This is a genomic window from Mesorhizobium sp. EU05-FHT14A09, from assembly GCF_058790995.1.
In genome coordinates this window covers 90704-103702 of sequence record NZ_JBYTDF010000010.1, presented here as the reverse complement: position 1 = coordinate 103702, position 12999 = coordinate 90704, and the positions used below count along the sequence as shown (strand labels likewise).

At 61.3% G+C, this 12999-nt stretch carries 11 protein-coding genes and 1 pseudogene; 3 read left to right on the top strand and 9 right to left on the bottom strand.

Annotation, left to right across the window (positions count from 1 at the left end; genetic code table 11):
- Position 1: 1 nt before the first annotated feature.
- From AC3WTO_RS25875 to AC3WTO_RS25850, 6 genes and pseudogenes are all read right to left on the bottom strand, one after another.
- Positions 2 to 1141: an ABC transporter ATP-binding protein gene (locus tag AC3WTO_RS25875; RefSeq protein WP_492463812.1), complete on the bottom strand. Its 1140-nt coding sequence runs from the start codon at positions 1139 to 1141 to the stop codon at positions 2 to 4.
- A gap of 162 nt (positions 1142 to 1303) precedes the next feature.
- A complete protein-coding gene (locus AC3WTO_RS25870; RefSeq protein ID WP_492463811.1) occupies positions 1304 to 2404 on the bottom strand; it encodes a polyamine ABC transporter substrate-binding protein in 1101 nt (366 codons plus the stop codon).
- A 451-nt stretch (positions 2405 to 2855) separates the two neighbouring features.
- Positions 2856 to 3791 carry a DMT family transporter gene (locus AC3WTO_RS25865; RefSeq protein WP_492463810.1) on the bottom strand — a complete coding sequence of 312 codons (936 nt, stop codon included), beginning with the start codon at positions 3789 to 3791 and terminating at the stop codon, positions 2856 to 2858.
- A 50-nt stretch (positions 3792 to 3841) separates the two neighbouring features.
- A complete protein-coding gene (locus AC3WTO_RS25860) occupies positions 3842 to 4585 on the bottom strand; it encodes an SRPBCC family protein (protein WP_492463922.1) in 744 nt (247 codons plus the stop codon).
- Between the two features lie 12 nt (positions 4586 to 4597).
- Positions 4598 to 4936 (bottom strand): annotated as a pseudogene (locus AC3WTO_RS25855) (aromatic ring-hydroxylating oxygenase subunit alpha); the annotation flags it as partial.
- Between the two features lie 196 nt (positions 4937 to 5132).
- The gene (locus AC3WTO_RS25850; protein ID WP_492463809.1) at positions 5133 to 6065 is read right to left on the bottom strand and encodes a DMT family transporter; all 933 of its coding nucleotides are present in this window, start codon (positions 6063 to 6065) and stop codon (positions 5133 to 5135) included.
- Positions 6066 to 6351: 286 nt separating this feature from the next.
- Here AC3WTO_RS25850 and AC3WTO_RS25845 point away from each other — a divergent pair, with 286 nt between their 5' ends.
- Complete coding sequence (locus AC3WTO_RS25845) at positions 6352 to 7272, top strand: fatty acid desaturase family protein (RefSeq protein ID WP_492463808.1); 921 nt, start codon at positions 6352 to 6354, stop codon at positions 7270 to 7272.
- A gap of 31 nt (positions 7273 to 7303) precedes the next feature.
- Here AC3WTO_RS25845 and AC3WTO_RS25840 read toward each other — a convergent pair whose 3' ends face one another.
- Positions 7304 to 7681 (bottom strand): nuclear transport factor 2 family protein, encoded by a 378-nt coding sequence (locus tag AC3WTO_RS25840; RefSeq protein ID WP_492463807.1) that lies wholly within the window; start codon positions 7679 to 7681, stop codon positions 7304 to 7306.
- A 92-nt stretch (positions 7682 to 7773) separates the two neighbouring features.
- Between AC3WTO_RS25840 and AC3WTO_RS25835 the strand changes: the two genes are divergently transcribed.
- Positions 7774 to 8328: a TetR/AcrR family transcriptional regulator gene (locus AC3WTO_RS25835; protein WP_492558443.1), complete on the top strand. Its 555-nt coding sequence runs from the start codon at positions 7774 to 7776 to the stop codon at positions 8326 to 8328.
- A gap of 45 nt (positions 8329 to 8373) precedes the next feature.
- On the opposite strand, the gene AC3WTO_RS25830 is transcribed toward AC3WTO_RS25835, so the two are convergent.
- Positions 8374 to 9801 carry a S41 family peptidase gene (locus tag AC3WTO_RS25830; RefSeq protein WP_492463805.1) on the bottom strand — a complete coding sequence of 476 codons (1428 nt, stop codon included), beginning with the start codon at positions 9799 to 9801 and terminating at the stop codon, positions 8374 to 8376.
- A gap of 178 nt (positions 9802 to 9979) precedes the next feature.
- Entirely contained in the window at positions 9980 to 11422 is a 1443-nt protein-coding gene (locus tag AC3WTO_RS25825) for a helix-turn-helix domain-containing protein (RefSeq protein WP_492463804.1), read from the bottom strand.
- A gap of 253 nt (positions 11423 to 11675) precedes the next feature.
- Between AC3WTO_RS25825 and aceA the strand changes: the two genes are divergently transcribed.
- On the top strand, positions 11676 to 12965 hold the full coding sequence (gene aceA, locus AC3WTO_RS25820; protein ID WP_492463803.1) for an isocitrate lyase: 1290 nt from the start codon (positions 11676 to 11678) through the stop codon (positions 12963 to 12965).
- The last annotated feature ends 34 nt before the right edge of the window (positions 12966 to 12999 follow it).

Sequence of the window (12999 nt, the reverse complement as noted above, 5' to 3'; positions counted from 1 at the left end):
CCTATCGCGTCAGCACGACGCCGGCGTCGGGCCGGAAGGAGACCCAGGCGCGGTCGTTCCAGGTGAGCGGATCGTCCGAGATACGGGCCGAATTCATGCTCTGTGCGCGCACGATCTGCCCGTCGCTCAGCTTGACGTGGTAGACGGTCATGTCGCCGAGATAGGCGATGTCGTAGACCTCGCCTTCCAGCGCGTTGCTCGATCCTTCCGGCTTGGCCGAGGAGATGCGGATCTTCTCAGGCCGGATGGCGAAGGCGACATTGGCGCCAGCGGTGGCGTCGCCAGCGTTCTCAACCAGGATCTGGGCGCCGGTGGCTCCGGTGATGGTGGCGTTCTTTTCCGTGCGCTCGGCGACCTTGCCTTCGAACATGTTCACGTTGCCGACGAAATTGGCGACGAAACGCGAGCTTGGCGCCTCGTAGACTTCCGCAGGCGTCGCCACCTGCATGACCTCGCCCTTGTCCATGATGGCGATGCGGTCGGCCATGGTCATGGCCTCTTCCTGGTCGTGGGTAACGACGACGAAGGTCAGGCCGAGCTCCTGCTGCAGGTCCATGAGTTCGAACTGGGTTTCCTCGCGCAGCTTCTTGTCGAGCGCCCCGAGCGGCTCGTCGAGCAGCAGCACCTTCGGGCGCTTGGCGACGGAGCGGGCAAGCGCGACACGCTGGCGCTGGCCACCGGAAAGCTGGTGCGGCTTGCGCTTGGCGAAGGGCTCGAGCTTGACCAGCTTCAGCATCTCGGCGACGCGCTTTTCGACATCGGCCTTGGGCATGCCTTCCTGCTTGAGGCCGAAGGCGATGTTCTTTTCCACCGTCATATGCGGGAACAGCGCATAGGACTGGAACATCATGTTGACCGGGCGCCGGTACGGCGGCGTGCCGGCGAGGTTCTCGCCGTCCAGCAGGATGCGGCCTGACGTCGGCTGTTCGAAGCCGGCCAGCATGCGCAGCAGCGTGGACTTGCCGCAGCCCGACGCACCGAGCAAAGCGAAGAATTCGCGCTCGTAAATGGTCAGCGACAGATTGTTGACGGCCGTGAAATCACCGAACCGCTTGGTGACATTTTCGAACTGGATGTAAGGCTTTGCGTTCGGATCGTTCCACGGCGCGAAGTCCCTGCGGATGCTGCCAAGCGATTTCATTGTCCCACTCCCGTTGCCAGGGCAATCCCGCCGTTCTCCGAAGCGGAAATGCTCTTTCCGTTTGTTTTCGTGCAATTCCGAGCGGAAAACCGCCACGCTTTGGAACTGCTTCAGTCCCCGAAAGAACCCCGGCAGCCAGGCTGCCGGGGTTTTCCATGATGCTTATTGTCCCGTGATGACCTTGGTCCAGATGCGCGTGATGACGCGCTGGGTCTTGGGATCGTATGGCTTGACCGTGAAGAGCTTCTTCATCACGTCTTCGGTCGGGTAGATCGTGGGATCGCCGGTGATCTCCTTGTTGACCAGCGGCTGCGAAGCCTTGTTGCCATTGGCGTAGAAGACGTAGTCCGACGACTTGGCGATCACTTCCGGCTTCATCATGTAGTTGATGAATTCCAGCGCCTCGGCCGGATGCTTGGCGTCAGCCGGGATGGCCATCTGGTCAAACCACATCTCGGCGCCTTCCTTCGGGATCGTATAGGCGATCTCGACGCCGGCTTTGGCCTCCTGGGCGCGGTTGCGGGCCTGGAACAGGTCACCCGAGAAACCGACGGCCAGGCAGATGTCGCCATTGGCGAGCGCGTTGATGTATTCGGAGGAGTGGAACTTGCGCACCGACGGACGGATGCTCAGCATCAGCTCCTCCGCCTTGGCGAGGTCCTCTGCCTTGTTCGAGCTCGGATCGATCTTCAGGTAGTTGAGGGCAGTCGGCAGGATGTCGGTCGGCGAATCCAGCATCATCACGCCGCAGTCCTTCAGCTTGGCGAGATTTTCCGGCTTGAACACCGTGTCCCAGCTGTCGATGGTGTCAACGCCAAGCGCTTCCTTGATCTTCTTGGTGTTGTAGCCGATGCCGGTGGTGCCCCACATGTAGTTGACCGAGTACTCGTTGCCCGGATCGAAGGCCGCAACGCGCTCCTGCACGACGTCCCACATGTTGGCCAGGTTCGGCAGCTTCGACTTGTCGAGCTTCTGGTAGACGCCGGCTGCGATCTGGCGCACCAGGAATGGCGTCGCGGTCGGCACGACGACGTCGTAACCCGAACCGCCGGCCAGGAGCTTGGTCTCCAGGATCTCGTTGGAATCATAGACGTCGTAGACGACCTTGATGCCGGTTTCCTTGGTGAAGTCGGCGATGATCGACTGGTCGATGTAGTCGGACCAGTTGTAGACGTTGACGACACGCTCCTGTGCCTGCGCGCCCAGCGTCGGCAACGTCAACGCCACGGCCGTCGCCGCCAGCAAAATCGCTTTGCGGATCATTTTCTTCACACTCCCTTTGTCAGTATTCTCTTGCCGGAAGACGGCATCATGACCATCGCCCGGCATGCGTCGTTGAACGGTATCGCGGCAACGCACGACGATAACGCCTGGACAGCGTTCCGGAGGATGCGTGCGATGGAATGAGGCGCCGCTGTGCGGGGCTTGCCTAGAGAGATTACCGCCTGTTGCTGCCCGATTGGCAGCGCATGGCAGTGAGGCTCGGTCCTGGTTTGGCCGGCTGTATCACGTGGCAAGATGCGCCTGTTTTGTTGTTGCCGTATTCACAGCCTGCCCGTCGCGCAGCAGGCTTGTCAATGGGCAAAGATGTTCCAATCGCTCCTGACAATCAAAACGTGTCGTGTCGCAACTTCAAAGCAGCGCCCGCAGCGTTTTTCGCCGGAGCCGGCGATATGCGGAAAGACGGCTGTCGTCCAGATGACGGGATCCGGGGTCACAAGACAGCAGGAGGAATGACTTTGCCCGTGGCATCATCCTCGTCCGCCGGCCTGCGCAGCTGCAGCAGGGTCACCGCCACGATTGTAACGACCGCCCCCAGGGCCTGCAGCAAACTCAACCGTTCGTCGAGAACGAGATATGCAATGCCCAAACCAAACACCGGCGTGAGGTTCAGGAAACTTCCGGCGAGGTTCGCCGAAATTCGGGACAAGGCAAACATGTAGGCCGAAAAGGCAATGGCGTACTGAACGACCCCTGAAATGATGGCAATTGCCCATGCGCTCGCCGTCGTCGGCAACACGATCCCACCACCGGATGCGAGGGCTTCGAAAGGCAACGCACATGTCGCGAGAGCCAGCGCCGAAAGCTGCTGCAGTCCCACCGCGGCCACCGGATCATGATCCCCGATCGCCTGGGAGCTCAGAACGACGTACACCGCGGCAGTGGCGGTCGCGACGAAAACAAGACCGATCCCCATCGGCGAACTCGTTTCGCTTCGAACGTCGAAGAAACCGAGCGCCATCGAGAGACCAACCAGAGCGATACATGAAAGCAGTACGAAACCAGCGCTCGGGCGATCCTTCAGAAACGCCGCGCTGATGATCACGATCATGATGGCTTCGGTCGCCTGGATCAGCGTCGCATCGCCTGCCCGCACCGTTGCCAGACCGATGAGGCCGAGCAGATAGGCACCGCCTGGCTCCAGAAGCCCGAGCAGGAACAACCTCATGGCCGGCCTGGCTTCGGGTACCTTTCGACGGATCAGGTACACGAATGCCCAGACAACGACGACGCTAGCCGCAAGCTGGACGAAAAGCAGCGCAACAGGGCTCACTTCATCGAGGACGGCCTTCGACATGACCGTTGCGGAACCCCAGCAGAACGCCGCAAACGCGGCGGCGAAGATGCCGCTGTTTTTGTTGACCCCCATCGCAGGCTCCAGGCGGGACGTGATGAACCAGAAAAGCTAAGGCAGTCAGACTAGGCTTCTCCCATCGCGCGCTGGACCAGCATGTTGAAATGCGCCAGCGGCTCTTCCGTGATCGCATGATTGACGCTGTCGATCACGAAAAGCCCATGCGGAACCGCGCCGGAACGCATTCCCCTATGAGCCGATACGATGAGCTCGTTGTCTTCTTTCTCGAGAACGTTGCCCTCCCAATCCATCAGAGCCTGCGCTTCCGCATCGACCTTTCCATCGAGAAAGAAATAGTCGCAGTAACCGACGGAGCGCTCCGCCGAGATCGGCAACATATGGAAGACCAGGAGGTTCTGTTGTCCGGGGAAGATGTTGAACGTCAGATTGGGCCATAAGCCCCAACCCGAAAACTCGGTCTGCATGCCCTCATGCGGCGTATAGTTGAAGGCCGAATTTTCCGCATTCCGCGCCGGGGCGCTGGTCGTCACATAGTAGGCATGCTGCTTGATCTTGAATTCAGGGATGCACATCAGTTCGGCAAGCGCCTGATGGGTCGGCGAACAGTGGTAACATTCGAGATAATTCTCGACCATGATCTTCCAGTTGCCGTCGACCTCGGCGACAAAGCGCCGGGCAAAGCGCAGCCGGGAAAGAAGCGAGAGTTTTGCGTTCAATTCCTTGAAGAAACCGTCGAACTGGTCATCGAAGCGGTCTTCGCCCGGTTCGAGCCGAACGAAGACGAAACCATCGCGCACTTTCACATCAATGGATTTCAGTGACTGGTTGCAGTCGGGAAGATCCCCCACCTTCAATCCTGGGGCGCCACGAAGCTTGCCATCCGACTGGTAAGTCCAGGCATGATAAGGACAGGTGAAAGCATTGGCCTTGCCCTCCCCCTGGACAAGGATATGCCCGCGGTGGACGCAGACATTATAGAATGCCCGGATTTTTTCGTCCTGCCCGCGAACAATCAGTATCGGAACATCGCCGATTTCGAACGTGCTATAGGACCCGGCGTCTGGAATTTGCGAAGCGTGAACGACGTAAAGCCATTCACGGCGAAATATCCGTTCAAATTCTATATTGTGCCGCCCGGTATCGAAATAGGCGCTCGCCGGCAGCGTTGGAACAAATGTTTTTACTACAGGTAAATTCACTTAATTCTCCTGTATTATTCATTTGAAATAATCCTTCACATACAAGTAAGACCCGTGTGTAAAAACCGATAGACAAAATAATCTCTTATTGCGCGGCAACATGAAACTCCATGTCACGGCGCAATAAACTCCCAACAATGTTTCCCTGGCTGCCTCCGCACGGGGCAATGGCCGCACCCGACAACGGGGCCTTTTTTCAGTTCGGTGACGGGATGCCGGTGGTGCCGGGGCGTGCCGGGCGCGACTGACGCCGCAGTTCGAGGCCGATATGGACGAGCAGCGCGGCAACAACGACGACGCCGCCGACCATGGTGCGGACTGAAGGCACCTCGCCATGCACCAGCCAGACCCAGATCGGCCCCAGGATCGGTTCAAAGGTGCCGAGCAGCGCCGCCACGGCGGCCGGCACCAGTCTGGCTCCGGTGGCGAAGAAGGCCAGGCCGACGCCGAGATTGATGACGCCAAAGGCGAACAGGAAACCCATGTCGCGCGGTGAAACCGCGAACTGACTGGCCTGCGATACAGCAAAAAGCGCGGCGAAGATCGTGCCGAGGCAGGTGGCGGGTGTCATGCGCACCTGGGCAAAACGGCGGGTGATGACGGTGGCGACCGAAAACATGAAGGCAATCAGTAGCGCCAGCCCATCGCCGATCGGCGACACCGCGCCACCGAGCGATTCCGAGACCATGATGGCAACGCCGACGATCACGCCGGCGATCGCCGCCCAGGTGGCGGCCGAGACCTTTTCGCGAAACAGCAGCCAGCTCAGCAGCGCCGCCAGCAAGGGTACCCCGGCCTGCATGAGCAGGATGTTGGCAACCTTGGTATAGGAGAGCGCGACGACGAAACAGGTGGAAGCGGTGGCGAAACAGACGGCGACCGCAAGGCCGGGCAGGCCCATGTCGCGGAACAGTTTCAGGGTTCCGCGCGGGCCGTCCCGCCACACCATGAAAGCAATCAGAAAGGCGGCCGCCCAGACCGAACGCCAGAACACCACCGTCCAGCTGTCATCGATCGCGATGAAGCGCGCGATGGTGCCGCCCAGGCTCCACATCAACGCCGACAGGAACACCAGCAGGTAGCCGATGCGTTCTTCTCTCAATGCCGATGGTTGAGCGATGGCGTTCATGGCCTACTATTGCCCTTTCGGCCGCGGAGCATTGTGTGGAGCACGACAGAATCTGCCGGTTTCCAGTAACGTGCAAAGGGTGAAAGAGATGACTTCCTGCCGCAAGAACCGGGCGGCCGGGATTGCTTAAGCCAGCCTCAAGCAAGACTTGACGGATAGACGAGTGCCGTGGCGCACAGCAGCTTCCGCCGGCCATTCACCATGCCATGGGCAGGCGAGCTTCATTGAACTGACAGAGCTATCCGGTAGACTGTCCAACAGGCAACAAGACCCCAGACCAGAAGCCATGCAGTATTACACTTCCACCGTGAATCCCAAGGAGATCAAGGAGCTTTGCATCCTTCAGCCCTGGAAAGCGCTGCTGGCCATCGGCTTTGACTGGGGCGTCATCGCAGCCTCGATCGCCGTCAGCGAATATGTCGGCGGCTTCTGGATCTATCTGCTGGCGATCCTGCTGATCGCCGGCCGTATGCACGGGCTTGGCGTGATGATGCATGACGGTGCGCATTTCCGCATCTTCAAGAACAAACGCCTCAACGACTGGGTAACCGACCTGCTAGTCGCCTGGCCGGTGCTGTCGACCGCGCAGTCCTACCGCAACAACCATCTCACCCATCACCAGCACCTGAACACCGAGCGCGACCCGGACTGGATTACCAAGATCAGTGACGAAGCCTTCCAGTTTCCGCAGACGGTGCTGCGGCTGACGGTGCGATTCCTGGGCTATCTGGTTGCCGTCAACACCTTCCGCGACCTGAAGCAGGCGTTTCCCCGCCTCAACCGCAACGACCAGTCGACCAGAACTTACAAGGCGCTGCGGCTCGGCTTCTATGTGCTGGTGATCGCGGCCTGCACCTGGTTCGGCGTCCTGTGGCAGTTCTTCATCTACTGGGTGGTGCCTTATTTCACGGTGCTGTTCTTCATGTTCTATGTGCGCAACATCTCGGAGCATTTCGGCGGCATGAACTATGAAGAGGAACTCGGCAGCACCCGCACCGTGCTGCCGTACTGGTGGGAACGGCTTTTCTTCGCACCGCACAATGTGAACTATCACATCGAGCATCACCTCTATCCCGGCGTGCCCTTCTACAACCTGCCCAGGCTGCATGCGGCGCTGATGCGTGATGAGACCTATCGTTCGCAGGCACATCTGACGCGCGGCTATTCCACCGGGCTGCTGCATGAGTGCCTGACCGCAGCCGCCTAAGATAGGTCATCAACCGCGACCATGACTGCCGTCACTCCGGCAAGGGTGCCGCCTGTCCCGGCGATTTTGCATAGCCCAGCGCCTCGACGATCAGGCCGTCCCTCACGCGCATCAGGTTGACGCCGCGCACCGAGCCGCCATCGCCGAAATTGAAGCGCCAGCGGATCACAGCGCTGTCGCCCATCGCCGCGACATCCTCGAGCTCAAAATACGAAACACGGTCCGCGGCAACGGCATGCCAGAAGGCAAGGCAGGCTTCGCGGCCCTCATAACGCGTGCCGTTCGGTGCCGGCTGGATCGATTCCATGACGCAGTCCTCGGCGATCAGATCGTCGAGAAGCTCAGGCTGGTGTTCCTGGAACGCCCGGTTGAAGCGCTGCATGATGTCAAACGTGTCGGTCGGGTACATATATTCCTCCTTAATAAGACAGACAGGTCTGTCTACAATTGAAATAGACAGACCTGTCTGCTAGTGTCAATGCCATGCAAAAGACTGCTGACATGACCGATGTCTCTCCCGCCCGCCGTCGCCTGCTCGATACGGCAAGCCGGCTCTTTTACGCCGAAGGCATTCATGCCGTCGGCATCGACCGCATCATCGCCGAGGCAGGCGTTGCCAAGGCGACGTTCTACAAACACTTCCCCTCGAAGGATGATCTCGTCGTCGCTCATATCGAGGAGCAGGACCGGCTCGGACGCGCGTATATCGCCGCCCTGCCCGCGCAGCGGCCGCGCGAAACGATCGCCGCGATCCTGGGACGCATCGGCGATGCGGGGATCGACGCCGACTATCGCGGCTGTGTGTTCCTCAATGCGGCGGCGGAATATCCTGATCCCGCCAGCCCGGTACGCCGCGCCATTGACGCGCGCCGGCAATGGTATCGTGACCGCCTGCAAGAGCTCTGTGCCGCCAGCGGCGATCCGTCTCCCGCGACGACAGCGGGACTGTTCGTCGCCTTGTCGGACGGCCTGCTCGAAGGCGCCTACCTGGACGACCCCGCCAGGATTCCTTCTCTGATCGGCGAAGCAGTCGCCAAGTTGCTGCCACAGGCCTGACGAGCCAGCGATGGCTGTGTCACTCAGGCAATGGAGAGACGATGGCTACTTCGCTTGCTTCAGGGCCTCGGACAAAACCGCATCCTCGCCGGCAGCGTAACTTGCGAATGTCGGCGCGACAGGCACGGCGGGCGCCAGCGATCCGGACGGCGTGCCATAGATATAGTTGAGAAAGAAGCACGTCATGACCTGCGCCAGGCTGCAGCCATCTTCCCAATCATGATAGGCGGTGGTGTAGCGGACGTTCAGCCTGGAATTCGGCAAGGTGACCGTGCCGCCCTCGCCCCAGAATTTTGACCTGTCGCCCATCGGCTCACCCACAAGGATGCCGCGCGCGCCGGCATGATACTTCAACATCGCCGCCGTGCTCAGTGCCGCCGAAAAAGTCGTCCCGCTGGTGAGAATGAAGACCTTGCCGTCCTGCGGCACCAGCCCAGGCAATTGTTTCGAAAAATCCGCGCTTTGCGTGTAGTCGCCGCCGGGGTTGAAGCGCAGGTCCACGACCGCATCCTTGACCTGCCGCGTCTTCGCTTCAGCCAACGCATCGGCGAGATAGCCATGCAGCGACTTGCCGTCCTGGTCGCGCACCCGGTTGATCTGGACGTAGAGGACGCTGCCGTCGGCCAGGTAGTCATGCCAGAAGAACTGATCGGGCCGCGTCAGTGCCTGCGGGATCTGGGCGCCCTGCAGCACGTGAATCCATGGGCCGTTGTCGTCCGGCACCGGAACGGTGCTCAGGTAGCGCTTCGGCCAGAACGTCCTGGCCAACGGCTCCGGCGTGCCCGGTTCCGCGGCAAGCGCATGTGACGCCTGCGTTCCGTCACGCAGGCGCAGGACCAAGGCAGCCGCGTCCGCCTTGTCGGCAAGGCCGGCGGCATGAAGCAGTTCCGGCGAGGCGATCAGGTTCGGCGAGAGCTCGCGCGCCAGATTGGCAGGTCCGCCGACATAGGCACGAAGCCCTTCCAGCAGTTGCTGCGGCGAGCGGCCGTCAAAGGTGACGAGTTGGGAACCCAGCAGGTTGCGCTGGTCAGCGCGCGCTTCCACCACGAATAGTCCGTCGGCAAACCAGCCGAAGCGCACCGGCAGGGCGTTGAAACCGTGGCCGGCGACCAGCGCCATGACGTTGGTATGGCCATTGTCGGCCAGCGCCACGGCACGCGCGGTACCCATGGCAAAGCCGGCGCGGTCAAGATCGGGCGCGCGGGCGACAAGTTCGGCCATAGCGGTGTTGAACGCCGCGCGGCTCTCCTTGGTGAAGCTGCGCTCGACTTCGGGCAAACGCTGCAGCAGATCGAGGTCCTGCTTGTTCCTCTCGGCCTGAGAAGCAGCCTGCGGAAATTGGATTGCCGGATAGGACTTGAAGGTCGGATAAAGGATCAGGACGGCTGGCGCGACCACAAGGATCAGCACCGCGGCCAAAGCGATGGCGATGCGCTTCAGCCAGCGCCGCACGGGACGAACGGTACCAGCCATGGGGCGCCTCACCGGTTACGCAGCGAGGCGCGAAAATGCAGACAGAGGCCGTGAGCGTCAATGTCAGCGACGGCTAATATGCCATCTCTGCTGAAGCAATCCTGACAAACTGACAGGATACGACAACTGACATTGCCGATGCCTTGTCGAACGATCCCTCAGCGATCGCGGCAGGCTTTTACTGGAAATCGAAGGCGCTCAGCCCGGTCACCATCTCGTCGAGGCCGAGCGGACGTGTCACCGGTGGCTCGGCGCGCGACAGGCAGCCGGAGCGTTCACAAAGCCGGCAGGCGGGACCGACCGGCGTTGCCTTCACGGCCCCCGTCTTGCCGCTTACGGCCAATGCCGGAAGCGCCGCGCCATAGACGATCTCATCACGAAAGGCGATGTCGCAGCCGAGCAGGATTGCCGTGCGGCGGGGCCGCTCCGAGAAGGCGCCCTGCGGCCCTTCCAGCGTGCGCGCCACGGTGAGGAACTCGGCGCCATCCGGCATTTCGACCGCCTCAACAAAGATCTGGCCGGGCTGGGTGAAGGCAGCATGCACCGGCAGTTTTGGGCAGCCGCCGCCGAAACGGCTGTGCGGAAACCCTTGCGCGCCGGCACGTCGGAAACGATTGCCGGCGTTGTCGACCTCCAGCATGAAGAACGGCACGCCGGAGGCACCAGCGCGCTGCAGCATGGTCAGCCGGTTGGCGGCCTGCTCAAAGGAAACGCCGAAGCGCGAACGCAACACATCGACATCGTAGCGGGCACGCTGGGCGGCGGAGAGGAACGCCTGATACGGCATCATCAGCGCATGCGCGGCATAGCGGCCGAGCTCGAAGCGGGCGAGCCGCCTGGCTTCGTCGGACGACAGCTTCAGCGCCGCGATCTCCGCCGCCACCGCGACCTGCATGCGGATGAGACTTGCCTCCATCGCCACCTCGCGCAGCTGATCGAAGGGCGACAGCCGTTCCGACAGGAAAAGGCGCTGTGAATGGCGGTCATAGCGGCGGCGCCAGTTGGGCATGGTGGCGACCGGCAGGACCTTGACGACGATACCATGCTCGCGCCGCAGCCACTCCTTCAACGCGCCGAACAGGTCGTCGCCCGGACTCAGCAACGTCGTGAAGGCCTCAGCCTCTTCTTCAAGCGTCGGAAAATGATTGGGCCTGCGCTCGAAAACCTCATGCACCTCATCGATGGGTAAGCGCGCACCGGAAAGCGCGGTGGTGTGGCCTTCTCGCGCGAGCAGTTCGGTGAGGTCGGATAGGCGTTCTGCCTGCTCGCGGTAGGCGCGAAACAGCTTGATGACGGCTGCGGCCGCATTGGGTGCGGCTTCGGCGATCTCGACCAGTTCCTGATCGCCCGGCAATTCGCCGGCCAGAAGCGGATCGGTGAAAACCTCGCGCAGGGCAGAGATCGATCCGCGCGCCTCGCCCTGCAGCTCATCCGGCTCGACCTTGTAGACGGAAGCAAGCTTGAGGATGAGCTGGACCGTCAGCGGGCGCTGGTTGCGCTCGATCAGGTTGAGATAGGAAGGAGAAATGCCCAACCCCTCGGCCATGGCCGTCTGGGTTAGCCCTTTCTGGTTGCGGATGCGACGGATGCGCGGCCCGGCGAAGATCTTCTGCTCAGCCATGTCGACTTGACCATTTTACAAAAATTGACACCGATATCGGGCGATTTCGGCCTTCTCCGTCTTTTACAGTTTTTACAAATTTACAGCGCGACGCTGTCAAACACAACACAGATTTTCCCTTATCTTTCAGGCAAAATCGCGAATTCTCTGGGCCGATTTCGCAACGCAATGTAAATCAAGTCACAGGGAGATCGCCACCAAACGAAGACATCAGGCGGTTTCGCGAAACGCAATTTGTGAAGCGGAGCAGACAATGACCGATTTTTACAACCTTGTTCCTTCGGCCGCTGAAGGCCGGTTCGACGGCATCGAACGGCCCTATTCGCCGGAGGATGTGAAGCGGCTGCGTGGCTCCGTACAGATCAAGTACAGCCTTGCCGAAATGGGCGCGAACCGCCTGTGGAAGCTCATCCACGAGGAAGACTTCGTCAACGCGCTTGGCGCGCTCTCCGGCAACCAGGCCATGCAGATGGTCCGCGCCGGGCTTAAGGCAATCTACCTGTCCGGCTGGCAGGTCGCGGCGGATGCCAACACGGCTTCCGCCATGTATCCGGACCAGTCGCTCTATCCGGCCAACGCTGCGCCGGAGCTCGCCAAGCGAATCAACCGCACGCTGCAGCGCGCCGACCAGATCGAGACCTCCGAAGGCAAGGGCCTTTCGGTCGACACCTGGTTCGCGCCGATCGTCGCCGACGCGGAAGCCGGTTTCGGCGGACCGTTGAATGCCTTCGAGATCATGAAGGCCTTCATCGAAGCCGGCGCCGCGGGCGTTCACTTCGAAGACCAGCTGGCATCGGAAAAGAAGTGCGGCCATCTCGGCGGCAAGGTGCTGATCCCGACCGCGGCGCATATCCGCAATCTCAACGCAGCCCGTCTTGCGGCTGACGTGATGGGCGTGCCGACGCTGATCGTCGCCCGCACGGACGCCGAGGCTGCCAAGCTGCTCACCTCCGACGTCGACGAGCGCGACCAGCCCTTCGTCGACAAGGATGCGGGCCGCACGGTGGAAGGCTTCTACCAGGTGAAGAACGGCATCGAGCCCTGCATCGCCCGCGCGATTGCCTACGCACCGCATTGCGACCTGATCTGGATGGAGACCGGCAAGCCGGACCTCGCCCAGGCCAAGAAGTTCGCCGAAGCCGTGCACAAGGCGCATCCGGGCAAGAAGCTGGCCTACAACTGCTCGCCGTCGTTCAACTGGAAAAAGAACCTCGACGACGCAACGATCGCCAAGTTCCAGCGCGAGCTGGGCGCGATGGGCTACAAGTTCCAGTTCATCACGCTGGCTGGCTTCCACCAGCTTAATTTCGGCATGTTCGAACTGGCCCGCGGCTACAAGGATCGCCAGATGGCGGCCTATTCGGAGCTGCAGGAAGCGGAGTTCGCCGCAGAAGCCAACGGCTACACCGCAACCAAGCACCAACGCGAAGTCGGCACCGGCTACTTCGACGCCGTTTCGATGGCGATCACCGGCGGCAAGTCGTCGACCACCGCCATGCACGACTCGACCGAACACGAACAGTTCCGCCCGGCCGCCGAATAGGCCGGACCGCGCATCACCCCCGGCGCCCCGGCGC